General features: G+C 70.8%; 21 protein-coding genes. 20 read left to right on the top strand and 1 reads right to left on the bottom strand.

Translation table 11 applies throughout. The features are described from left to right. The first annotated feature begins 128 nt into the window (after positions 1-128). From rho to ACGFZL_RS22790, 20 genes are all read left to right on the top strand, one after another. Positions 129-2,261, top strand: coding sequence for a transcription termination factor Rho (gene rho, locus ACGFZL_RS22885; RefSeq protein WP_393694246.1), 2,133 nt, complete (start codon positions 129-131; stop codon positions 2,259-2,261). Between the two features lie 182 nt (positions 2,262-2,443). Then, entirely contained in the window at positions 2,444-4,270 is a 1,827-nt protein-coding gene (locus ACGFZL_RS22880) for a trypsin-like serine protease (RefSeq protein WP_393694454.1), read from the top strand. 211 nt (positions 4,271-4,481) lie between these two features. Next, on the top strand, positions 4,482-5,621 hold the full coding sequence (locus tag ACGFZL_RS22875) for an LCP family protein (RefSeq protein WP_393694244.1): 1,140 nt from the start codon (positions 4,482-4,484) through the stop codon (positions 5,619-5,621). A 147-nt stretch (positions 5,622-5,768) separates the two neighbouring features. Further along, positions 5,769-5,993: a 50S ribosomal protein L31 gene (rpmE, locus tag ACGFZL_RS22870; protein ID WP_355169802.1), complete on the top strand. Its 225-nt coding sequence runs from the start codon at positions 5,769-5,771 to the stop codon at positions 5,991-5,993. Between the two features lie 108 nt (positions 5,994-6,101). Next, positions 6,102-7,178 (top strand): peptide chain release factor 1, encoded by a 1,077-nt coding sequence (gene prfA / locus ACGFZL_RS22865; RefSeq protein ID WP_393694242.1) that lies wholly within the window; start codon positions 6,102-6,104, stop codon positions 7,176-7,178. 84 nt (positions 7,179-7,262) lie between these two features. Continuing rightward, entirely contained in the window at positions 7,263-8,102 is an 840-nt protein-coding gene (gene prmC / locus ACGFZL_RS22860) for a peptide chain release factor N(5)-glutamine methyltransferase (protein WP_355169806.1), read from the top strand. Between the two features lie 86 nt (positions 8,103-8,188). After that, positions 8,189-8,836: an L-threonylcarbamoyladenylate synthase gene (locus ACGFZL_RS22855; protein ID WP_355169808.1), complete on the top strand. Its 648-nt coding sequence runs from the start codon at positions 8,189-8,191 to the stop codon at positions 8,834-8,836. Further along, entirely contained in the window at positions 8,833-9,510 is a 678-nt protein-coding gene (locus ACGFZL_RS22850) for a protein-tyrosine-phosphatase (RefSeq protein WP_393694239.1), read from the top strand. Before ACGFZL_RS22855 ends, ACGFZL_RS22850 begins: the two co-directional genes overlap by 4 nt. Positions 9,511-9,600: 90 nt before the next feature. After that, entirely contained in the window at positions 9,601-10,917 is a 1,317-nt protein-coding gene (glyA, locus tag ACGFZL_RS22845; protein WP_393694237.1) for a serine hydroxymethyltransferase, read from the top strand. Positions 10,918-10,960: 43 nt separating this feature from the next. After that, positions 10,961-12,232, top strand: a complete 1,272-nt coding sequence (locus ACGFZL_RS22840) for an MraY family glycosyltransferase (RefSeq protein ID WP_355169814.1) — start codon at positions 10,961-10,963, stop codon at positions 12,230-12,232. A gap of 289 nt (positions 12,233-12,521) precedes the next feature. Continuing rightward, positions 12,522-12,935 carry a hypothetical protein gene (locus tag ACGFZL_RS22835; RefSeq protein ID WP_393694235.1) on the top strand — a complete coding sequence of 138 codons (414 nt, stop codon included), beginning with the start codon at positions 12,522-12,524 and terminating at the stop codon, positions 12,933-12,935. A 225-nt stretch (positions 12,936-13,160) separates the two neighbouring features. After that, positions 13,161-13,982: a F0F1 ATP synthase subunit A gene (gene atpB / locus ACGFZL_RS22830; protein WP_393694233.1), complete on the top strand. Its 822-nt coding sequence runs from the start codon at positions 13,161-13,163 to the stop codon at positions 13,980-13,982. Positions 13,983-14,059: 77 nt separating this feature from the next. Continuing rightward, a complete protein-coding gene (gene atpE / locus ACGFZL_RS22825; RefSeq protein WP_393694231.1) occupies positions 14,060-14,290 on the top strand; it encodes an ATP synthase F0 subunit C in 231 nt (76 codons plus the stop codon). Between the two features lie 41 nt (positions 14,291-14,331). Next, positions 14,332-14,883, top strand: coding sequence for a F0F1 ATP synthase subunit B (locus tag ACGFZL_RS22820; RefSeq protein WP_393694229.1), 552 nt, complete (start codon positions 14,332-14,334; stop codon positions 14,881-14,883). Then, positions 14,880-15,695 (top strand): F0F1 ATP synthase subunit delta, encoded by an 816-nt coding sequence (locus ACGFZL_RS22815; protein WP_393694227.1) that lies wholly within the window; start codon positions 14,880-14,882, stop codon positions 15,693-15,695. Before ACGFZL_RS22820 ends, ACGFZL_RS22815 begins: the two co-directional genes overlap by 4 nt. A gap of 144 nt (positions 15,696-15,839) precedes the next feature. Then, on the top strand, positions 15,840-17,429 hold the full coding sequence (gene atpA, locus ACGFZL_RS22810; protein WP_355169824.1) for a F0F1 ATP synthase subunit alpha: 1,590 nt from the start codon (positions 15,840-15,842) through the stop codon (positions 17,427-17,429). A 21-nt stretch (positions 17,430-17,450) separates the two neighbouring features. Continuing rightward, positions 17,451-18,368, top strand: a complete 918-nt coding sequence (locus ACGFZL_RS22805; RefSeq protein ID WP_355169826.1) for a F0F1 ATP synthase subunit gamma — start codon at positions 17,451-17,453, stop codon at positions 18,366-18,368. After that, entirely contained in the window at positions 18,368-19,804 is a 1,437-nt protein-coding gene (atpD, locus tag ACGFZL_RS22800; RefSeq protein ID WP_393694224.1) for a F0F1 ATP synthase subunit beta, read from the top strand. The genes ACGFZL_RS22805 and atpD overlap by 1 nt, the downstream gene beginning before the upstream one ends. 102 nt (positions 19,805-19,906) lie before the next feature. Further along, positions 19,907-20,281 (top strand): F0F1 ATP synthase subunit epsilon, encoded by a 375-nt coding sequence (locus tag ACGFZL_RS22795; RefSeq protein ID WP_355169830.1) that lies wholly within the window; start codon positions 19,907-19,909, stop codon positions 20,279-20,281. A gap of 134 nt (positions 20,282-20,415) precedes the next feature. Continuing rightward, a complete protein-coding gene (locus ACGFZL_RS22790) occupies positions 20,416-20,856 on the top strand; it encodes a DUF2550 domain-containing protein (protein WP_355169832.1) in 441 nt (146 codons plus the stop codon). A 9-nt stretch (positions 20,857-20,865) separates the two neighbouring features. Here the strand turns inward: ACGFZL_RS22790 and ACGFZL_RS22785 are convergent, their stop codons facing one another. Continuing rightward, positions 20,866-22,692, bottom strand: a complete 1,827-nt coding sequence (locus tag ACGFZL_RS22785; protein ID WP_393694221.1) for a glycosyl hydrolase family 18 protein — start codon at positions 22,690-22,692, stop codon at positions 20,866-20,868.

Here is a 22,692-nt window from a genome sequence, read left to right as displayed (position 1 = left end):
AGATATCTCTTCCGCCGAACGGGCGGACCACCGCCCCGGCACGGTTCACACAGCAAGGACCGAAGCCGGACAGCACAACCGGTCGCCGAGCCAGACAGGCCGACGTCCGCTCCAGGGAAGGACCCTTCGTGAGCGACACCACCGATCTGATGGGCGCACGTGTCGAGGAGACCGCTGCCGCGCCCGCCACGGACGCCTCCGCGCCTGCCTCCGGTGCCGGCTCCCGGCGGCGCCGCGGTACCGGCCTCGAGGGCATGGTGCTGGCCGAGCTCCAGCAGGTCGCCTCGGGCCTCGGCATCAGGGGCACCGCGCGGATGCGCAAGAGCCAGCTGATCGAGGTCATCAAGGAGGCGCAGGCCGGCGGCGGGGCACCCGCCAAGGCCGCGCCCGCCGCGGCGGACGACGCCGGCGAGACCAAGCCCAAGCGCCGCGCCACCTCCCGCACCCGCACGGGTGACGAGGCCCCCGCCGACAAGGCGGAGAAGGCCGGCAAGGCGGAGAAGAAGGCCGGCAAGGCCGCCGCCGAGCAGGCCCCCGGGGCCCCGCAGCAGATCGAGATCCCCGGCCAGCCCTCCGGGAAGAACGGCGCCCAGGCCGAGCAGGCCGGCGCCCCCGTCGACGGCGCCCCGGCCGAGCGGCGCCGCCGCCGCGCCACCGCCGAGGCCGGCAGCCCGGCCGGCGGCACCGAGGCGGTCGCCCTCGACACCCGCACCGAGCAGCAGCCGAAGGCCGACCAGGCCGGGCAGCAGACCCAGTCCCAGGGCCAGGGCCAGGGGCAGAACCAGGGCCAGCAGCAGGGCCAGGGCGACACCGACGGCGCCGAGGGCCGCCGCCGCGACCGCCGCGACCGCGGTGAGCGGGGCGCCGACCGCGGCGACCGGGGTGACCGGGGCGGCGACCGCGACCGGGGTGGCCGCGACCGCGACCGCCGCGGCAAGGGCGACGACCAGCAGAACCAGGGCGGCCGGCAGGGCCAGCAGGGCGGCGGCCGTCAGGACCGCCAGCAGCAGGACGACTTCGACGACGACGGCGGCCGTCGTGGCCGTCGCGGGCGCTACCGCGACCGCCGGGGCCGCCGCGGGCGCGACGACGTCCCGCAGGAGCCGCAGATCAACGAGGACGACGTCCTGATCCCGGTCGCGGGCATCCTCGACATCCTCGACAACTACGCCTTCATCCGCACCTCCGGCTACCTGCCCGGCCCCAACGACGTGTACGTCTCCCTCGCCCAGGTCCGCAAGAACGGCCTGCGCAAGGGCGACCACCTCACCGGTGCCGTGCGCCAGCCCAAGGAGGGCGAGCGCCGCGAGAAGTTCAACGCGCTGGTCCGGCTCGACTCCGTCAACGGCATGGCGCCCGAACACGGCCGCGGCCGCCCGGAGTTCAACAAGCTGACCCCGCTCTACCCGCAGGACCGGCTCCGCCTGGAGACCGACCCGGGCGTGCTGACGACCCGGATCATCGACCTGGTCTCGCCCATCGGCAAGGGCCAGCGCGGTCTGATCGTGGCCCCGCCGAAGACCGGCAAGACCATGATCATGCAGGCGGTCGCCAACGCGATCACGCACAACAACCCCGAGTGCCACCTGATGGTCGTCCTCGTCGACGAGCGTCCGGAAGAGGTCACCGACATGCAGCGGTCGGTGAAGGGCGAGGTCATCTCCTCGACCTTCGACCGCCCCGCCGAGGACCACACCACCGTCGCCGAACTGGCCATCGAGCGCGCCAAGCGCCTGGTGGAGCTGGGTCACGACGTGGTCGTGCTGCTCGACTCGATCACCCGCCTGGGCCGCGCGTACAACCTCGCCGCCCCGGCCTCCGGGCGCATCCTGTCCGGTGGTGTCGACTCGACCGCCCTCTACCCGCCGAAGCGCTTCTTCGGCGCGGCCCGCAACATCGAGGACGGCGGCTCGCTGACCATCCTCGCCACCGCCCTGGTGGACACCGGGTCCCGCATGGACGAGGTGATCTTCGAGGAGTTCAAGGGCACCGGCAACATGGAGCTCAAGCTCGACCGGAAGCTCGCCGACAAGCGCATCTTCCCCGCGGTGGACGTCGACGCGTCCGGCACCCGCAAGGAGGAGATCCTGCTCGGCAGCGACGAGCTGGCCATCACGTGGAAGCTGCGCCGGGTGCTGCACGCGCTCGACTCGCAGCAGGCCATCGAGCTGCTCCTCGACAAGATGAAGCAGACCAAGTCGAACGGCGAGTTCCTGATGCAGATCCAGAAGACGACCCCGACGCCGGGCAACGGCGACTGACGCCCGCACGCCCTCCGGAGGAAGCCCCCGTCACGTACGTGACGGGGGCTTCCTCATGCGCGGGGGAACAGGTGTACGATCACCGTCTCTTCAGTGGGCGGCGTCCGGGGGGACCGAACCGCCGCCGCACCACTTTCTTCGCAGCACTCTCAACTCCTGGGGGGACTTGAGTGACCACATCCATGTCCGCGTCCGGGCGGCCTGCCCGCCACCGGCGCCGGACCCGCTTCGCCCTGCCCGCGCTCGCCGCGGGCCTGGCCGGTGCCGTGGCCCTGACGCTGACGACGACCTCGGCGGGGGCCGCTCCGGCCGCGCCGAACCCCGTCGTCACGCCGGACCGGCACACCGTGTCCCGGGCCGAGCTGCTCCAGCGCGTCGCGGGCGCCGTCGCCGGTGACGACACGCCCGGCAAGGGCCACGGCAGCGCACAGAGCGGCAGCGCCCAGAGCGGCAGCGCACAGAGCGGCTCCACTCGGAGCGGCGACGCCGCCCCGGGCAGCAGGATCGACCCGAAGATCATCGGCGGCGTGTCGACCGGCATCTCCACGGCGCCCTGGATGGCGCAGCTCTTCTACACCGACGACCGCGGCACCAGCCGCACCTCGGACGACATCGGCTTCTTCTGCGGCGGTGCCGTGGTCGCGCCGACGAAGATCCTCACCGCGGCGCACTGCGTCAAGGGCTACAACTGGCACGCCCATGGCGCGATCGTCACCGGCACCGCCCAGCTGGCCACCGGCAGCGACCTGCACGGCGGCACCCTCTCGGGTGTGTGGCGGCAGTGGAACCACCCGTCGTACAACGCGGTGACGTACGACAACGACATGGCGCTGCTGACCCTGCCGAACCCGGTCAAGGCCAAGCCGATCCCCATGACGACGGCGTCCGACACCGCCTCCTACCAGCCCGGCACCACGGCCAAGGTCTACGGCTGGGGCCGCACCAGCTCCACCTCGCAGGCCATCTCCCCGGTGCTGAAGTCGGCCTCCCTGCCCATCCGGAGCGACACCGTCTGCTCCGGCGCCTGGGGCGGCGACTACGTCAAGGGCCACATGGTCTGCGCGGGCCTGGCGGCGACCGGCTCCGACACCGGCACCACCACGCCGTGCAACGGCGACTCCGGCGGCCCGCTGGTCGTCGGCGGCCGCATCGTCGGCGTCGTCTCCTGGGGCGTCGAGGACTGCGTCGCCAAGGGCGCCTACGGCGTCTTCAGCAAGGTCGGCGCCTACGCCCCCGCGACCTACCCGCGGGTGGACGACACCGACATCAGCGGCGACGGCCGCGCCGACCTGTGGCTGCGCCGCAAGTCCGACCAGCAGGGCTTCTCCCGCGACTCCAAGGGTTCCTCCTTCGGCGCCGCCGAGTCCTGGGGGAGCTGGAAGGGCGCCAACCTCGTCGTCCAGACCGACCTGAACCGGGACGGCTACCAGGACCTGCTCTACCGCCTCACCGGCGGTCAGCTGATCTGGTCGCACTACGTGCCCTCCAGCGGCACCTGGGCGAACAAGACCGTCACCACCGGCTGGAGCAGCCGCAAGCAGATCCTGGTGCCGGGCGACCTGACCGGCGACACCCTGCCGGACCTGGTCTCCCTGGACTCCGCGAACAACCTGCTGATGTACGCCGGCCGCGGCGACGGCACCTTCAGCGGTGCCGTGAAGATCGCCACCCGCTTCAGCGCCTTCAACCAGCTGCGCGGCCACGGGGACTTCTCCGGCGACGGCAAGGCGGACATGCTCGCCCGCTCCGGCAGCGGAAGCATCTACCTGTACCGCGGCACCGGCTCGGGCGGCCGCTTCACAAGCGGGGTCAAGGTGGGCAGCTGGCCGGCCGTCACGACCGTCATCACCCCCGGTGACGTCACCGGCGACGGCAGGGCCGACATGGTCGCGGTCACGAAGCCCGGCAACCTGTACCTGTACAAGGGCACCGGCTCGTCCGGCAGCGCGATCTTCGCCACACCGGTGAAGATCGGGACCGGCTACGGCGGCTTCGACCTGTTCAGCTGAAACCGCAGGTGACCGCCTTGCGGGCACTCCTCCTGGTAACTCTCCGTGCCCGGCGCCGTACGCGCCGGGCACGGTGCGTTGTGCAACCCTTGCCCGAGTTCCGTCGTAGCCCGAACGGGGGGACGATGGTGAGGTACCGGCTCGGATCCCCCGTGCCGGCCCGCCGACCCCGAGCAAAGGGGAGCAGCCGACCGGACGATTCGAGGAGCACATGTCCGCCGACAGCACGCCCGACCCCGGCATACCCGGCCCGCCCCGCGGCAGCGGGGCCCGGCACAAGGCCAAGGGCCGCCGCCGCAAGCCCCGCAGCAGGCGGCGCAAGGCGCTGCTGGTGGCCGCCTGGAGCGCCGCGGGCGTCGTGGTGCTCGGCGGCACCGGCGCCGGAGTGCTGTTCTTCAAGCTCAACGGCAACCTCCAGAGCGTCAATATCGACCAGGCCCTCGGCACCGACCGGCCCGACAAGGCCGACGACGGCTCGGAGAACATCCTGGTCCTCGGCTCCGACACCCGGGCCGGCGGCAACGGCAAGCTCGGCGGCGGCGCCGACGACGGCACCGCCCGCTCGGACACCGCGATGATCGTGCACGTCCACAAGGGCCACAAGAAGGCCAGCGTGGTCTCCATCCCGCGCGACACCCTGGTCGACCGCCCCGAGTGCACCGGCACCGACGGCACGAAGCACCCCGCCGAGCACGAGGCGATGTTCAACTCCGCCTACTCCACCGGCGGTGCCGCCTGCGCCGTGAAGACCGCCGAGTCGGTCTCCGGGCTGCGCATGGACCACTATCTGGAGGTCGACTTCGCCGGCTTCCAGCACCTGGTGGACGACCTCGGCGGCGTCCAGGTGACCACCACCAAGGACATCCAGGACCCCGACAGCCACCTCGACCTGAAGGCCGGCGCGCACACCCTGGACGGCGAGCAGGCGCTCGGCCTGGTCCGCACCCGGCACGGCGTCGGCGACGGCTCCGACCTCGGCCGCATCCAGCTCCAGCAGGCTTTCGTCAAGGCGCTGATGCAGCGGGTCGGGAGCCTCGGCCTGCTCGACAACCCGAAGAAGCTGTACGACATCGCGGACACCGCCACCAAGACCGTCACCACCGACTCCGACCTCGGCTCGGTGAACTCCCTGATGTCCTTCGCCTCCGGCCTCAAGGGCATCAAGCCCGGCGGCATGGACATGGTCACGCTGCCGGTGCAGTACGACCCGGCCGACGCCAACCGCGTGCTGGTCGAGAAGGACAAGGCGGCGCAGGTGTGGAGCGCCCTGAAGCGGGACAAGCCGATCCCGGCGGACGCCACCGAGGGCGGCGCGAAGGGCGGCGCCGACGGGGTCGTCTCGGGAGGCTGAGCACCCCGCCGGGGCCCGGGAATACCTGGGCCCCGCCCCCGGTTTTGGGGGATGACGCCAGTGCTGGCAGACTGGTACGTCGGCCCCGGTTCACGCGACCGCAATCCGCGGAAGCGACCCGGCGCCCTCCCGAACCTAGGAGACACCTTGAAGCGCGACATCCACCCCGAGTACACCGAGACCCAGGTCAGCTGCACCTGTGGCGCGTCGTTCACCACGCGCAGCACCATCGACTCCGGCACCATCCGCGCCGAGGTCTGCTCCGAGTGCCACCCGTTCTACACGGGCAAGCAGAAGATCCTCGACACCGGTGGCCGAGTGGCCCGCTTCGAGGCCCGCTTCGGCAAGGCCGCCGCCGGCTCCAAGAAGTAGCGAGCCACCATCGCCGGTCCACGGCCGCGCCCCCGCGAGGGGGAGCGCCGGGACCGGCGTTTTTGGTCGCCCGCCCTTCACCTTTCGTACGCATTCCAGGAGACCGAGATGTTCGAGGCCGTCGAGGAACTCGTCGCCGAGCACGCCGACCTTGAGGTCAGGCTCGCCGACCCGTCGGTCTTCGCCGACCAGGCGAACGCGCGCAGGCTCAACAAGCGCTACGCCGAGCTGACGCCGATCGTCGCCACCTTCCGGTCCTGGAAGCAGACCGGCGACGACATCGAGACCGCGCGCGAACTGGCCGCCGACGACCCGGACTTCGCCGCCGAGGTCAAGGAGCTGGACAAGCAGCGCGAGGAACTCACCGAGCGTCTGCGGCTGCTGCTCGTCCCGCGCGACCCGAGCGACGACAAGGACGTCATCCTGGAGATCAAGGCGGGCGCGGGCGGCGACGAGTCGGCGCTGTTCGCGGGCGACCTGCTGCGGATGTACCTGCGCTACGCGGAGCGGATCGGCTGGAAGACCGAGATCATCGACTCCACCGAGTCCGAGCTGGGCGGCTACAAGGACGTCCAGGTCGCCGTGAAGACCAAGGGCGGCCAGGGCGCCACCGAGCCGGGGCAGGGCGTCTGGGCGCGGCTGAAGTACGAGGGCGGGGTGCACCGCGTGCAGCGGGTGCCGGCCACCGAGTCCCAGGGGCGCATCCACACCTCCGCGGCCGGCGTGCTCGTCACGCCCGAGGCCGAGGAGATCGACGTGGAGATCAACCCCAACGACCTGCGCATCGACGTCTACCGCTCCTCCGGGCCCGGCGGGCAGTCGGTCAACACCACCGACTCGGCCGTGCGCATCACGCACCTGCCGACCGGCGTGGTCGCCTCCTGCCAGAACGAGAAGAGCCAGCTCCAGAACAAGGAGCAGGCGATGCGTATCCTGCGCTCCAGGCTGCTCGCGGCGGCGCAGGAGGAGGCGGAGCGCGAGGCCGCCGACGCCCGGCGCAGCCAGGTCCGCACCGTCGACCGCTCCGAGAAGATCCGCACCTACAACTTCCCGGAGAACCGCATCTCCGACCACCGCGTCGGCTTCAAGTCGTACAACCTGGACCAGGTCCTGGACGGCGACCTCGACGCGGTGATCCAGGCGTGCGTCGACGCGGACTCGGCGGCGAAACTGGCGGCCGCGTAGGTCAGGACCGCACACTCGTCAGAACAGCTCGGAGGCTCAAGCGTGCAGCAACATCCCGGGGGGCGACCCCCGAACCCCCGCAGCGTGCTGCTCGCGGAGGTGGCCCAGGCCACCCAGCGGCTGGCCGACGCCGGCGTGCCCTCGCCGCGCACCGACGCGGAGGAGCTGGCGGCCCACCTGCACGGCGTGAAGCGCGGCCAGCTGCACACCGTGCCGGACGCCGACTTCGACGCCCGGTACTGGGAGGTCGTCGCCCGCCGCGAGGCCCGCGAGCCGCTCCAGCACATCACCGGGCTCGCCTACTTCCGCTACCTGGAGCTCCAGGTCGGCCCCGGCGTCTTCGTGCCCCGCCCGGAGACCGAGTCGGTGGTCGGCTGGGCGATAGACGCCGTGCGCGCGATGGACGTGGTCGAGCCCTGCATCGTCGACCTGTGCACCGGCTCGGGCGCCATCGCGCTGGCCCTCGCCCAGGAGGTGCCCCGCAGCCGCGTGCACGCCGTCGAGCTGAGCGAGGACGCGCTGCGCTGGACCCGCAAGAACGTGCAGGGCTCCCGCGTCGACCTGCGCCAGGGCGACGCCCTGACCGCCTTCCCGGACCTGGACGGCCAGGTCGACCTGGTGATCTCCAACCCGCCGTACATCCCGCTCACCGAGTGGGAGTACGTCGCCCCGGAGGCCCGCGACCACGACCCGGAGATGGCGCTGTTCTCCGGCGAGGACGGCCTCGACCTGATCCGCGGCCTGGAGCGCACCGCGCACCGGCTGCTGCGCCCCGGCGGCGTCGTCGTGGTGGAGCACGCCGACACGCAGGGCGGCCAGGTGCCGTGGATCTTCACCGAGGAGCGGGGCTGGGCCGACGCGGCCGACCACCCCGACCTCAACAAGCGCCCGAGGTTCGCGACCGCCCGCAAGGCGCTGCCGTGACCCTCCCGACGACTGCGCTCCCGCAGTCCTCGCATCAGCATCAGCATGCGCATGACGTGTATGACGTGTACGAGGAGGCCCGCTAGATGGCACGGCGATACGACACCAACGACGCGACCGACCGCACGACCGGTCTGCGCGAGGCCGCGTCCGCCGTCCGCCGAGGCGAGCTGGTGGTCCTGCCGACGGACACGGTGTACGGCATCGGCGCCGACGCGTTCACCGCGGAGGCCGTCGCCGACCTGCTCGACGCCAAGGGCCGGGGCCGCAACATGCCCACGCCCGTCCTCATCGGCTCCCCGAACACTCTGCACGGCCTGGTGACCGACTTCTCGGAGATGGCCTGGGAGCTGGTGGACGCCTTCTGGCCGGGCGCGCTGACCCTGGTCGCCCGGCACCAGCCGTCCCTCCAGTGGGACCTCGGCGACACCCGGGGCACGGTTGCCGTGCGCATGCCGCTGCACCCGGTCGCCATCGAGCTGCTCACCGAGGTCGGCCCGATGGCCGTCTCCTCCGCCAACCTGACCGGCCACCCGGCCCCCGAGGACTGCGACGCCGCCCAGCAGATGCTCGGCGACTCCGTCTCCGTCTACCTGGACGGCGGCCCCACTCCCGGCAACGTGCCGTCCTCCATCGTGGACGTCACCGGCGAGGTGCCGGTGCTGCTGCGCGCGGGCGCCCTCTCCGCGGAGGAGCTGCGCAAGGTGGTACCCGACCTCGAGGTGGCGAATTGACGGCCCCGGGGACGGGGCGTGGGATAGGCGGCGGGGAGCGGCCCGGGGAGATGACCTCGACGTTCGGGCTGCCGCGCGACAGCTTCCGCATCCTGCACGTCAGCACCGGCAACGTCTGCCGCTCGCCGATCACCGAGCGCCTGACCCGGCACTTCGTGGCCGAGCGGCTCGGTGTCCTCGGTGTCGGGCTGATCGTGGAGAGCGCGGGCACCTGGGGCCACGAGGGCGCCCCGATGGAGGCGAACGCCGAGGCCGTCCTGGCCGACTTCGGCGCGGACGCCGCCGGCTTCACCGGGCGCGAGCTGCTCGACGAGCACGTGATCCGGGCCGACCTGGTGCTCACCGCGACCCGGGACCACCGCGCCCAGGTCATCTCCATGGGGCACTCGGCGGGGCTGCGCACCTTCACGCTGAAGGAGTTCACCCGGCTGGTCAAGGCCATCGACCCGGCCACCCTGCCGGCGCTCGACGAGGGCCTGGTCGTGCGCGCCAGGTCGCTGGTCCGCGCCGCCGCCGCCCTGCGCGGCTGGCTGCTGGCGCCCACCGCGGAGGCGGACGAGGTGTACGACCCGTACGGCGCCCCGCTGCCCTTCTTCCGCTCCGTCGGCGACGAGATACACCAGGCCCTGGACCCGGTGGTCACGGCCCTGACCGGCGTCGCCGCCCGCGCGTAGCCCGGGGAACCCGGGGACAACTCGGGCATCCGGGACGCTACGGGCCTACATTGGTCGTACGTCACCGTCGCCGCATGTCCGGAGCGCACCATGCCGGTCACCCGCACATCCGAGGCCGCCGACACCCTGGCCGCCGACACCGATGTCCTGCGGCGGCAGGATCCGGAGCTGGCCGAGATCCTGCTGGCCGAGGGGGAGCGGCAGGCCACCACGCTCCAGCTGGGCGCCGCGGAGAACTTCACCTCGCCCGCCGTCCTCGCCGCGCTCGCCTCGCCGCTGGCCAACAAGTACGCCGAGGGCTACCCGGGCGCCCGGCACCACGGCGGCTGCGCCTACGCCGACGCGGCCGAGCGGCTAGCGGCCGACCGGGCCAGGCAGCTCTTCGGCGCCGGGCACGCCAACGTGCAGCCGCACTCCGGCTCCTCCGCCGTGCTGGCCGCCTACGCCGCGCTGCTGCGCCCCGGCGACACCGTCCTCGCCCTCGGCCTGCCGTACGGCGGCCACCTCACGCACGGCTCGCCGGCCAACTTCTCCGGCCGCTGGTTCGACTTCGCCGGCTACGAGGTGGACGCGGAGACCGGCCTGATCGACATGGCGCGGGTGCGCGCCCTGGCCCGCGCGCGGCGGCCCCGGGCCATCGTGGCCGGCTCCATCGCCTACCCCCGCCACCTCGACTGGGCCGCCTTCCGCGAGATCGCCGACGAGGTCGGGGCCCGGCTCATCGCGGACGCCGCCCATCCGATCGGGCTGGTCGCGGGCGGGGCGGCGCCCAGTCCGGTGCCGTACGCCGACGTGGTGTGCGCCACCACGCACAAGGTGCTGCGCGGCCCGCGCGGCGGGATGATCCTCTGCGGCGCCGAGCTGGCCGAGCGCGTCGACCGGGCGGTCTTCCCCTTCACCCAGGGCGGTGCGCAGATGCACACCATCGCCGCCAAGGCCGCCGCCTTCGGGGAGGCCCGCACCCCCGCCTTCGCCGCGTACGCCCACCGGGTGGTCGCCAACGCCCGGGCGCTGGCGGCCCGGCTCGGCGAGGAGGGCCTGACCGTGGTGACCGGCGGCACGGACACCCACCTCCTGCTGGTGGACCCGGCCCCGCTCGGCGTCGACGGCCGGGAGGCGCGCGGCCGGCTCGCGGCGGCCGGGCTGATCGCCGACTGCTGCGCGCTGCCCCGCGCCGGCGCCCGCGGCCTGCGGCTCGGCACGGCGGCACTGACCACGCAGGGGATGGGGGAGGGGGAGATGGAGCGCGTCGCGGTGCTCCTCACCGACGCGCTGCGCGCCACCCGCGACGCGGTCGCCGCGCGGGCGGCGGTGGGCGCACTGGCGGCGGCCTTCCCGCCGTACACAGCTTCTCGTGGAACCATGGTCGCTACCCGGAAGTCCCCAACCGTATGCGCGCATCGCTAGGGTGTGGGACTGGGAATGGCCAGCGAGACCTGTGGGGAAGCCCGTGCGTGAATACCTGCTGACGCTCTGCATCACGGCCGCGGTGACGTACCTGCTGACCGGGCCGGTGCGGAAGTTCGCGATCGTGGCGGGCGCCATGCCGGAGATCCGGGCGCGTGACGTGCACCGCGAACCGACCCCGCGGCTCGGTGGGATCGCGATGTTCTTCGGCCTGTGCGCGGGCCTGCTGGTCGCCGACCACCTGACCAACCTCCACCAGGTCTTCGAGGAGTCCAACGAGCCGCGGGCGCTGCTCTCCGGGGCGGCGCTGATCTGGCTGATCGGCGTGCTGGACGACAAGTTCGAGATCGACGCCCTGATCAAGCTGGGCGGGCAGATGATCGCCGCCGGCGTGATGGTGGTGCAGGGTCTGACGATCCTCTGGCTGCCCATCCCGGGCGTCGGCACGGTCGCGCTGACCCAGTGGCAGGGCACGCTGCTGACGGTGGCGCTGGTCGTCATCACCATCAACGCGGTCAACTTCGTGGACGGCCTCGACGGCCTCGCGGCCGGTGTGACGTGCATCGCGGCGGCGGCGTTCTTCATGTACGCCTACCGCATCTGGTACTCGTACGGCATCGAGGCCGCCGCCCCGGCGACGCTGTTCGCGGTCATCCTGATGGGCATGTGCCTGGGCTTCCTGCCGCACAACATGCACCCGGCGCGGATCTTCATGGGCGACTCCGGCTCCATGCTGATCGGTCTGGTCCTGGCGGCTGGCGCGATCTCCATCACCGGCCAGGTGGACCCGGACAGCCTCTTCGGCGGCTCCGAGCGCACCACCGTGCACCAGATGGTGCCCGTCTACATCCCGCTGCTCATGCCGCTGACCATCATCGCGATCCCGGCGGCCGACCTGATCCTGGCCATCGTGCGGCGCACCTGGCGCGGGCAGTCGCCGTTCGCCGCGGACCGGGGGCACCTGCACCACCGGCTCCTGGAGATCGGGCACTCGCACAGCCGGGCGGTGCTGATCATGTACTTCTTCTCGGCGCTGATCGCCTTCGGCGCGCTCGCCTACTCGGTGAACGCCGCCTCGATGTGGATCGTCCTCGGCATCGTCTTCCTCTGCGCGATCGGCCTGGTGCTGCTCCTGCTGCCGCGCTTCACCCCGCGCGCGCCGCGCTGGGCCGAGCACCTGGTGCCGCCCCGCTACCGCCGCCGGCGGGCGTCGCTGCGGGCCGCCGCCGGCGAGCCGGTGCCGGCCGCCGGTGAGAGCGAGCCGCGGGTGCCGGTGGGCGCGACGGCCATCGGCGGGCACCGCCACACAAGGTAAGAATCTGACGAGAGCATTGCCGTTCCATGGGTCGCCAAAGCGCCGCAATACCAGACAAGTCGACGCGGTGGACGCACAGACGCGCACCATCACTCTCATGTGTGACAGCAAGCACACCCAGAGGTAAAGACCTCATCAAATAGTTTGTGATACGGTTCACGAGAACCCCCCGGACAGAGCCGAAGGACCGCAGTGCGACGGTCTCTTGGCGTGAGGGCCCGCCTCGACCCGGGACTACGCTCGTCCATGACGACACCTGCCCCCTGTGTGTGAAAGCGGAGTTGCCGCCATGCCGTCCAATGACGCCCGGACCCTGCTCCAGGCTGCCGTGCCCACCGCTGCCGCCGGCGCCGTAGCCGCCGTTGTCAGCGCCGTGGTCGCCGGCGGCGAGGGGGCGTTGGGCGCCGTCGTCGCGACCGTGCTGGCGATGCTGTTCATGGGGGTCGGCCTCTTCGTCCTCCAGCGCACCGCGAAGTCGCTTCCACACCTCTTCCAGGCGATGGGCCTGATGCTGTACGCCGCCCAGATCCTGCTGCTCTTCGTCTTCCTGGCCGCGTTCAAGAACACCACCCTGTTCAACCCCCGTTGCTTCGCCATCACGTTGCTCGTCGCCACCCTCGTGTGGATCGCCGCGCAGACCCGTGCCCACATGAAGGCGAAGATCCTCTACGTCGAGCCCGAGAAGACGGGTCACACGTCGTGAGGGGTAGGGCCGGGATAAAGGGGCTCATGAAGTCCTGCTATCGTCCGGTGCCAACTGCGGCATCGCGGGCGCGGGCATCTCGGCTGACGCCTGCTCATTCGCGAGGCGAGATGCCCCCCAGCCGCCACCACATCCGTAACACCAGTCCCGTGCCGAACCGCGGCTGTCCGCCGCGCCGACACAACGAGGTTGCCGTACCTATGCGCCACGCTGAAGGAGCCCGCGGTGAGTGCTGACCCGACGCAGGTGCTCGCCTTCGAGACCGACTGCCACATCTTCGACGGCTGTGGCTTCCCGGCTCCCGGCCTGCACTCGTTCCTGTTCCAGCCCCTGTGGGGCGACGGCGACAGCAACGTGTACTTCAACAAGACGATGCTGCTGGCGCTGCTCGGTTCCATCATCATCGTCGGCTTCTTCTGGGCCGCCTTCCGCAAGCCGAAGGTCGTCCCGGGCAAGCTGCAGATGGTCGCCGAGGCGGGCTACGACTTCATCCGCCGCGGTGTCGTCTACGAGACCATCGGCAAGAAGGAAGGCGAGAAGTACGTCCCGCTCGTCGTCTCGCTGTTCTTCTTCATCTGGATGATGAACCTCTGGTCGATCGTCCCGCTGGCCCAGTTCCCGGTGACGTCGATCATCTCGTACCCGCTGGTCCTCGCGGTGATCGTCTACATCCTGTGGGTCTCGCTGACCTTCAAGCGGCACGGCTTCGTCGGCTTCTTCAAGAACGTCACGGGCTACGACAAGTCCCTGGGCGCGGTGCTGCCGCTGGCCATGCTCATCGAGTTCTTCTCGAATCTGCTCGTGCGGCCCTTCACCCACGCCGTGCGACTCTTCGCGAACATGTTCGCGGGGCACACCCTGCTGCTGCTCTTCACGATCGCCAGCTGGTACCTGCTCAACGGCATCGGGATCGCCTACGCCGGCGTCAGCTTCATCATGACCATCGTGATGACGGCCTTCGAACTTTTCATCCAGGCCCTTCAGGCGTACGTGTTCGTCCTGCTGACGTGCACGTACATCCAGGGCGCGCTCGCCGAGCACCACTGAGCGCACCCCGCACCCGACACCCCCTGATCGTCCGGTGGCAACGCCCACCGGGTCCGTAAAGAAAAGGAAGAACTGGCATGTCCCAGAACCTTGCCGCTGTTACCGGCTCGCTCGGCTCCATCGGCTACGGCCTCGCTGCCATCGGCCCCGGCGTCGGCGTCGGCATCATCTTCGGTAACGGCACCCAGGCCCTCGCCCGCCAGCCCGAGGCGGCCGGCCTGATCCGCGCCAACCAGATCCTGGGCTTCGCCTTCTGTGAGGCGCTCGCCCTGATCGGTCTGGTCATGCCGTTCGTCTACGGCAAGTGACCGCGGATCCACTTCCAGCCGACTAGACGAAAGGCACTTACATGAGCCAGCTGCTCACGGTAGCGGCCGAGGCGGAGAACCCCCTCGTCCCGCCGATCCCCGAGCTTGTCATCGGCCTGATCGCCTTCGTCATCGTCTTCGGCTTCCTCGCCAAGAAGCTGCTCCCGAACATCAACAAGGTTCTGGAAGAGCGTCGCGAGGCCATCGAGGGCGGTATCGAGAAGGCCGAGGCCGCGCAGACCGAGGCCCAGAGCGTCCTCGAGCAGTACAAGGCCCAGCTCGCCGAGGCCCGGCACGAGGCCGCGCGCCTGCGCCAGGAGGCGCAGGAGCAGGGCGCCACGCTCATCGCCGAGATGCGCGCGGAGGGCCAGCGGCAGCGTGAGGAGATCATCGCCGCCGGTCACGCCCAGATCGAAGCCGACCGCAAGGCCGCCGCGTCCTCGCTGCGCCAGGACGTCGGCAAGATCGCGACCGACCTGGCCGGCAAGCTGGTCGGCGAGTCCCTCGAGGACCACGCCCGGCAGAGCCGCGTCATCGACCGCTTCCTCGACGAGCTGGACGGCAAGGCGACGACGGCAGAGGCGACCCGATGAACGGAGCGAGCCGCGAGGCCCTGGCCGCCGCACGGACGCGTCTCGACGCGCTGACGGACTCCACGTCGGTGGACGCCGGCTCGCTCGCCGAAGAGCTGGCCGCCGTCACCGCGCTGCTCCACCGCGAGGTGTCGCTGCGTCGGGTCCTGACCGACCCGGCGCAGTCCGGCGAGGCCAAGGCGGAACTCGCCCAGCGTCTGCTCGGCACCCAGGTCAGCGGCCCCGCCGTGGACCTGGTGGCCGGCCTGGTGCGCTCCCGCTGGTCGCAGCCCCGCGACCTGGTGGACGCCCTCGAGGAGCTGGCGAACACCGCCGACCTCACCGCCGCGCAGAAGTCGGGCCGCCTGGACGACGTGGAGGACGAGCTGTTCCGGTTCGGCCGGATCGTCTCCTCCAGCACCGAGCTGCGCGCCGCGCTGACCAACCGGGCCGCCCCCGGCTCGGCCAAGGGCGAGCTGCTGCGCGGCCTGCTCGGCGGCCGGTCGGAGCGGGCCACCGAGCGTCTGATCACGCGCCTTGTCACCGCGCCGCGGGGACGTAGCCTGGAGTCGGGCCTCGAGTCCCTGTCCAGGCTGGCCGCCGACCGGCGGGACCGCATGGTCGCCGTGGTCACCTCGGCCGTGCCGCTGAGCGACCTCCAGAAGCAGCGCCTCGGCGCCGCTCTCGGAAAGCTCTACGGCCGTCCGATGCACCTCAACCTGGACGTCGACCCCGAGGTCATCGGCGGCATCCGGGTGCAGGTCGGTGACGAGGTCATCAACGGCTCCGTGGCGGACCGCCTGGAGGACGCCGGCCGCCGCCTGGCGAGCTGACCACAGCAGAACACGCAGTAGTAGGCAGGACGACGGCCCTGGTTGGGCCGTGCAGAGGATTCACCTCGTATCGGGGGGAGTCCCGAATCGTGGAACACCCCCCAAGTGAAACTTCGGGCCCAACAAGGAGAGCAGGGAACTCAGATGGCGGAGCTCACGATCCGGCCGGAGGAGATCCGGGACGCGCTGGAGAACTTCGTCCAGTCGTACAAGCCGGACGCGGCCTCGCGCGAGGAAGTCGGCACGGTCACCCTTGCCGGCGACGGCATCGCGAAGGTCGAGGGCCTGCCCTCGGCCATGGCCAACGAACTGCTGAAGTTCGAGGACGGCACCCTCGGCCTCGCGCTGAACCTGGAAGAGCGCGAGATCGGCGCCATCGTCCTCGGTGAGTTCAGCGGCATCGAGGAGGGCCAGCCGGTCACCCGCACCGGCGAGGTCCTGTCCGTCGCCGTGGGCGAGGGCTACCTCGGCCGCGTCGTCGACCCCCTCGGCGCCCCGATCGACGGCCTCGGCGAGATCGAGACCACCGGCCGCCGCGCCCTGGAGCTGCAGGCCCCCACGGTCATGCAGCGCAAGTCGGTGCACGAGCCGATGGAGACCGGCTACAAGGCCGTCGACGCCATGACCCCGATCGGCCGCGGCCAGCGCCAGCTGATCATCGGCGACCGCCAGACCGGCAAGACCGCCCTGGCCGTCGACACGATCATCAACCAGCGCGACAACTGGCGCACCGGCGACCCGAACAAGCAGGTCCGCTGCATCTACGTCGCCATCGGCCAGAAGGGCTCCACCATCGCGTCGGTCCGCCGCGCGCTGGAGGAGAACGGCGCCCTGGAGTACACGACGATCGTCGCCGCCCCGGCCTCCGACCCGGCCGGCTTCAAGTACCTGGCGCCGTACACCGGCTCGGCCATCGGCCAGCAGTGGATGTACGAGGGCAAGCACGTCCTGATCATCTTCGACGACCTGTCGAAGCAGGCCGACGCCTACCGCGCCGTGTCGCTGCTGCTGCGCCGCCCGCCGGGGCGCGAGGCCTACCCGGGTGACGTCTTCTACCTGCACTCCCGCCTCCTGGAGCGCTGCGCCAAGCTCTCCGACGACATGGGCGCCGGCTCGATGACCGGCCTGCCGATCGTGGAGACCAAGGCCAACGACGTCTCGGCGTTCATCCCGACCAACGTCATCTCCATCACCGACGGCCAGTGCTTCCTGGAGTCCGACCTGTTCAACGCCGGCCAGCGCCCGGCCCTGAACGTCGGTATCTCGGTCTCCCGCGTCGGTGGCTCCGCCCAGCACAAGGCGATGCGCCAGGTCTCCGGCCGACTGCGCGTGGACCTCGCCCAGTTCCGCGAGCTGGAGGCGTTCGCCGCCTTCGGTTCCGACCTGGACGCCGCGTCGAAGTCGCAGCTGGAGCGCGGCCAGCGCATGGTCGAGCTGCTGAAGCAGAACCAGTACGAGCCGATGGCCACCGAGGACCAGGTCGTCTCCGTCTGGGCCGGCACCACGGGCCGCATGGACGACGTGCCGGTCGGCGACATCCGCCGCTTCGAGAAGGAGCTCCTCGAGCACCTGCACCGCAAGGAGCAGGGCCTGATGACCTCCATCAAGGAGGGCGCCAAGATGTCGGACGACACCATCCAGGCGGTCGGTGACGCCGTGGCCGAGTTCAAGAAGCAGTTCGAGACCTCGGACGGCAAGCTGCTCGGCGAGGACGCCCCGTCCGCCGCCAAGTGACGTAAGGAAGGGACCTGACTCATGGGAGCCCAGCTCCGGGTCTACAAGCGTCGCATCCGATCCGTCACCGCGACCAAGAAGATCACCAAGGCGATGGAGATGATCGCCGCCTCGCGCGTCGTCAAGGCGCAGCGCAAGGTGGCGGCCTCCACGCCGTACGCGCGGGAGCTGACCCGCGCGGTCACGGCGGTCGGGACGGGTTCGAACACCAGGCACCCGCTCACCACGGAGGCGGAGAACCCGACCCGTGCCGCGGTCCTGCTCCTCACGAGCGACCGCGGCCTGGCCGGCGCCTTCAACTCCAACGCCATCAAGGCGGCGGAGCAGCTGACCGAGCGCCTGGAGCGCGAGGGCAAGCAGGTCGACACGTTCATCGTCGGCCGGCGCGGTGTGGCCCACTACAACTTCCGTGAGCGCACCATCGCGGAGTCGTTCACGGGCTTCACCGACGAGCCCTCGTACGCGGACGCCAAGAAGGTCGCGGCACCGCTGATCGAGGCCATCGAGAAGGAGACGGCGGACGGCGGCGTGGACGAACTCCACATCGTCTACACCGAGTTCGTCTCGATGATGACGCAGACGGCGGTCGACTCCCGGCTGCTCCCGCTGCGCCTCGAAGAGGTCGCGAAGGAGCAGGCGGCCAAGGACGAGATCCTGCCGCTCTACGACTTCGAGCCCTCGGCGGAGGACGTCCTCGACGCCCTGCTGCCCCGGTACGTGGAGAGCCGCATCTACAACGCGATGCTCCAGTCGGCCGCTTCGAAGCACGCCGCCACGCGGCGCGCGATGAAGTCGGCCACCGACAACGCCGGCGAGCTGATCAACACGCTCTCCCGGCTTGCCAACGCGGCCCGCCAGGCCGAAATCACCCAGGAAATCAGCGAGATCGTCGGTGGCGCCAGTGCCCTGGCCGACGCGAACGCGGGGAGTGACAACTAATGACCACCACTGTTGAGACCGCGACGGCCACGGGCCGCGTCGCCCGGGTCATCGGCCCGGTCGTCGACGTGGAGTTCCCCGTCGACGCCATGCCGGACATCTACAACGCGCTGCACGTCGAGGTGGCCGACCCGGCCAACGCCGGCCAGCTGAAGACGCTGACCCTCGAAGTCGCGCAGCACCTGGGTGACGGCCTGGTCCGCACCATCTCCATGCAGCCCACCGACGGCCTGGTCCGCCAGGCCGCGGTGACCGACACGGGCAACTCCATCACGGTGCCCGTCGGCGACTTCACCAAGGGCAAGGTGTTCAACACCCTCGGCGAGGTGCTGAACGTCGACGAGCAGTACACCGGTGAGCGCTGGGGCATCCACCGCAAGGCCCCGAACTTCGACGAGCTCGAGTCGAAGACCGAGATGTTCGAGACCGGCGTCAAGGTCATCGACCTGCTGACCCCGTACGTCAAGGGCGGCAAGATCGGTCTGTTCGGCGGTGCCGGCGTCGGCAAGACGGTGCTCATCCAGGAGATGATCTACCGCGTCGCCAACAACCACGACGGTGTGTCGGTGTTCGCCGGTGTCGGTGAGCGCACCCGTGAGGGCAACGACCTCATCGACGAGATGAGCGACTCGGGCGTCATCGACAAGACCGCGCTGGTCTTCGGCCAGATGGACGAGCCGCCGGGCACCCGTCTGCGCGTCGCCCTTGCCGGCCTCACCATGGCCGAGTACTTCCGCGACGTCCAGAAGCAGGACGTGCTGTTCTTCATCGACAACATCTTCCGCTTCACGCAGGCCGGTTCCGAGGTCTCCACCCTGCTGGGCCGCATGCCCTCCGCGGTGGGCTACCAGCCGAACCTGGCGGACGAGATGGGCCTCCTCCAGGAGCGCATCACCTCCACCCGCGGTCACTCGATCACCTCGATGCAGGCGATCTACGTCCCCGCGGACGACCTGACCGACCCGGCCCCGGCCACCACCTTCGCCCACCTCGACGCGACGACGGTGCTCTCCCGTCCGATCTCGGAGAAGGGCATCTACCCGGCCGTGGACCCGCTGGACTCGACGTCCCGCATCCTCGACCCGCGGTACATCGCGGCGGACCACTACCAGGCCGCGATGCGCGTGAAGAACATCCTGCAGAAGTACAAGGACCTGCAGGACATCATCGCGATCCTCGGCATCGACGAACTGGGCGAGGAGGACAAGCTCGTCGTCCACCGCGCCCGTCGCGTGGAGCGCTTCCTGTCCCAGAACACCCACGTCGCCAAGCAGTTCACCGGCGTGGACGGCTCGGACGTGCCGCTGGAGGAGTCGATCGCCGCGTTCAACTCGATCTGCGACGGCGAGTACGACCACTTCCCGGAGCAGGCGTTCTTCATGTGCGGTGGCATCGAGGACCTGAAGGCCAACGCCAAGGAGCTGGGCGTCTCCTGAAGCCGCTGAGGGGGCGGGCGCGTCCCGCCCCCTCCGGCACGCCCCTTAGACTTGTAACTGACACCCGGCTCTTCCGGCCGGGTGGTGACCCGAGGAGCCACCTTGGCTGCTGAGCTGCACGTCGCGCTGGTCGCGGCCGACCGAGAGGTCTGGTCCGGCGAGGCCACCCTGGTCGTCGCGCGCACCACGTCCGGCGACATCGGCGTCATGCCCGGTCACCAGCCGCTGCTCGGTGTGCTGGAGTCGGGCCCGGTGACCATCCGTACGAGTGACGGCGGGACGGTCGTCGCCGCGGTGCACGGCGGTTTCATCTCGTTCGCGGACAACAAGCTGTCCCTGCTGGCCGAGATCGCCGAGCTGTCGGACGAGATCGACGTCCAGCGCACGGAGCGGGAGCTGGAGCGCGCGAAGGCGGACGGCGACGCCGCCGCCGAGCGCCGGGCGGACGTCCGGCTGCGCGCGGCGGCGGGCCGCTGACCCACGGGCGGCGCCGTACGATGACGTGAACTCAGCCGCGGCTGGGACCGGAGTGATCCGGACCCGGCCGCGGCTGAGGCAGATCCGGGTGGTTTTTCCGTTCCGTTACCTAGGAGACGAGGAGGTCGGTGCCGATGGTCCTCGCTCTGACTGTGTGCGGAATCGTGGTGGCGCTCGTGGTGGTGGGGCTGTTCGTCTTCGGCCTGCGCCGCCGGCTGATCCAGCGCTCCGGCGGAACCTTCGACTGCTCCCTGCGCTGGGACGCCACCGAGTCGGGCGACGGCAAGGGCTGGGCCTACGGGGTGGCCCGCTACAACGGCGACCGGATCGAGTGGTACCGGGTCTTCTCCTACTCCCCGCGCCCGCGCCGCACCCTGGAGCGCTCGGCCATCGAGGTGGCCGGGCGCCGGCTGCCGGACGGCGAGGAGGAGCTGGCGCTGCTGTCCGAGTCGGTGGTCATCGTCTGCGTCCACCGCTCCACGCGCCTCGAACTGGCGATGAGCGAGGACGCGCTGACCGGATTCCTCGCGTGGCTTGAGGCAGCCCCGCCCGGTCAGCGCGTCAACGTCGCTTAGAGGGTCTTGCTAGAGGTTGTCGCTGATGGCGCTGACCAGCTCGCCGTTGCTGGTGTCGCCGCTGAACTCCCAGAAGAACGCCCCGCCCAGGCCCTGGCTGTTGGCCCAGGCCATCTTGGACTTGATGGTGGCCGGGGTGTCGTAGGACCACCAGTTGCTGCCGCACTTGGCGTACGCGGTGCCGCCGACGGTGCCGGTGGCCGGGCAGGAGGTCTTGAGGACCTTGTAGTCCTCGATGCCCGCCTCGTACTTGCCGGGCGCGGCGCCGGTGGCGGTGCCGCCGGGCGCGTCCTGGGTGACGCCGGTCCAGCCGCGGCCGTAGAAGCCGATGCCGATGAGGAGCTTCTTGGCGGGCACGCCGATCGCCTTGAACTTGCCGAGCGCGTCGGCGGTGGTGAAGCCCGCCTTCGGGATGCCCGGGTAGGAGGTCAGCGGGGAGTGCGGGGCGGTCGGGCCCTTGGCGTCCCAGGCGCCGAAGAAGTCGTACGTCATCACGTTGTACCAGTCGACGTACTGCGCGGCGCCGGCGTAGTCGGCGGCCTCGATCTTGCCGCCCGGGGTCGGGTCGGCGGTGGTGGCGGCGGTGACCAGGTTGCCCGTGCCGAACTTGGCGCGCAGGGCGGCCATCAGGTTCTTGTAGGCCGCGGGGCCGCTGGTGTCACAGGAGAGACCGCAGGCGTTCGGGTACTCCCAGTCGATGTCGATGCCGTCGAAGACGTCGGCCCAGCGTGGGTCCTCAACGAGGTCGTAGCAGGACTGCGCGAAGGCCGCCGGGTTCTGCGCGGCCTGGCCGAAGCCGCCGGACCAGGTCCAGCCGCCGAAGGACCACAGCACCTTGATGTTCGGGTACTTGGCCTTCAGCTGGCGCAGCTGGTTGAAGTTGCCGCGCAGCGGCTGGTCCCAGGTGTCGGCGGTGCCGCTGACCGACTGGTCGGCGGTGAACGCCTTGTCGTAGGCGGCGTAGGAGTCGCCGACGACGCACTTGCCGTTGGTGACGTTGCCGAAGCTGTAGTTGATGTGGGTGATCTTGGCCGCGGAGCCGGACGTCACCAGGTTCTTGACGTTGTAGCCGCGGTCGTAGATGCCCCACTCGGTGAAGTAGCCGAGCTTGATCTTGTCGCCGGTGGGCGGGGGAGTGGTGCCGCCGCCGGTGGTGTGCACGGCGACCGCGCCGCTGACCGGTCCGGTCTGGTCGGCGGTGTCGCGGGCCTGGACGGTGAAGGAGTAGTCCGTCCCCTTGGTCAGGCCGGTGTTGGTGTACGTGGTGCCGGTGACCGTGGCGACCTTGGCGCCGTCGCGCAGCACGTCGTAGTTCTTGACGCCCTTGTCGTCGGTCGCCGCCGACCAGGACAGCTTCACCGAAATGTCGGTGATGTCCGAGGCGGTGGGGGTGCCGGGCGCGGAGGGGGCGCTGTCGCCGGTGGGCGGCGGGGTGGTGCCGTCGCAGCTGCCGCCGTTGACCGAGCAGCCGGAGGGGGAGCCGGTGCCGGAGCCGTTGAAGCCGAAGGAGATCGAGGCGCCGGGGGCGAGCGTCCCGTTCCAGCCGAGGTTCTTGGCGATCCAGTGGTTGCCCGAGTTGGTGACGGTGGCGTCCCAGGCGGAGGTCACCTTGGTGCCGGACGGGTAGTCCCACTCGACGGTCCAGGAGGACAGGGAGGTGGTGCCGGTGTTCTTCACCGTCCACTTGCCCTCGAAGCCGGAACCCCAGTCCTGCGTCTTGGCGAAGGTGGCCGTCGCGGTGGTGGCCGCCTGAGCCGGGCTCGCGAGCCCGACCAGACCGGCCAGGGGGAGCGAGAGCGTCGCGAGCAGTGCCGCGGCTCTGGTTCTGAAGCGCAT

Origin of the sequence: Streptomyces sp. NPDC048182, assembly GCF_043202555.1 — a bacterium.
Lineage (GTDB): Bacteria > Actinomycetota > Actinomycetes > Streptomycetales > Streptomycetaceae > Streptomyces.
The sequence above is the reverse complement of the archived record's forward strand: the minus strand, read 5'-3'. Positions and strand labels throughout refer to the sequence as shown.

Bases quoted from the DNA above. Each gene is read 5' to 3' on its own strand.
- ACGFZL_RS22880 (WP_393694454.1), top strand. From the start codon at position 2,444: ATGTCCGCGTCCGGGCGGCCTGCCCGCCACCGGCGCCGGACCCGCTTC.
- ACGFZL_RS22875 (WP_393694244.1), top strand. From the start codon at position 4,482: ATGTCCGCCGACAGCACGCCCGACCCCGGCATACCCGGCCCGCCCCGC.
- prfA (WP_393694242.1), top strand. From the start codon at position 6,102: ATGTTCGAGGCCGTCGAGGAACTCGTCGCCGAGCACGCCGACCTTGAG.
- ACGFZL_RS22855 (WP_355169808.1), top strand. From the start codon at position 8,189: ATGGCACGGCGATACGACACCAACGACGCGACCGACCGCACGACCGGT.
- glyA (WP_393694237.1), top strand. From the start codon at position 9,601: ATGCCGGTCACCCGCACATCCGAGGCCGCCGACACCCTGGCCGCCGAC.
- ACGFZL_RS22835 (WP_393694235.1), top strand. From the start codon at position 12,522: ATGCCGTCCAATGACGCCCGGACCCTGCTCCAGGCTGCCGTGCCCACC.
- atpE (WP_393694231.1), top strand. From the start codon at position 14,060: ATGTCCCAGAACCTTGCCGCTGTTACCGGCTCGCTCGGCTCCATCGGC.
- ACGFZL_RS22820 (WP_393694229.1), top strand. From the start codon at position 14,332: ATGAGCCAGCTGCTCACGGTAGCGGCCGAGGCGGAGAACCCCCTCGTC.
- ACGFZL_RS22815 (WP_393694227.1), top strand. From the start codon at position 14,880: ATGAACGGAGCGAGCCGCGAGGCCCTGGCCGCCGCACGGACGCGTCTC.
- atpA (WP_355169824.1), top strand. From the start codon at position 15,840: ATGGCGGAGCTCACGATCCGGCCGGAGGAGATCCGGGACGCGCTGGAG.
- ACGFZL_RS22805 (WP_355169826.1), top strand. From the start codon at position 17,451: ATGGGAGCCCAGCTCCGGGTCTACAAGCGTCGCATCCGATCCGTCACC.
- atpD (WP_393694224.1), top strand. From the start codon at position 18,368: ATGACCACCACTGTTGAGACCGCGACGGCCACGGGCCGCGTCGCCCGG.
- ACGFZL_RS22790 (WP_355169832.1), top strand. From the start codon at position 20,416: ATGGTCCTCGCTCTGACTGTGTGCGGAATCGTGGTGGCGCTCGTGGTG.
- ACGFZL_RS22785 (WP_393694221.1), bottom strand. From the start codon at position 22,692: ATGCGCTTCAGAACCAGAGCCGCGGCACTGCTCGCGACGCTCTCGCTC.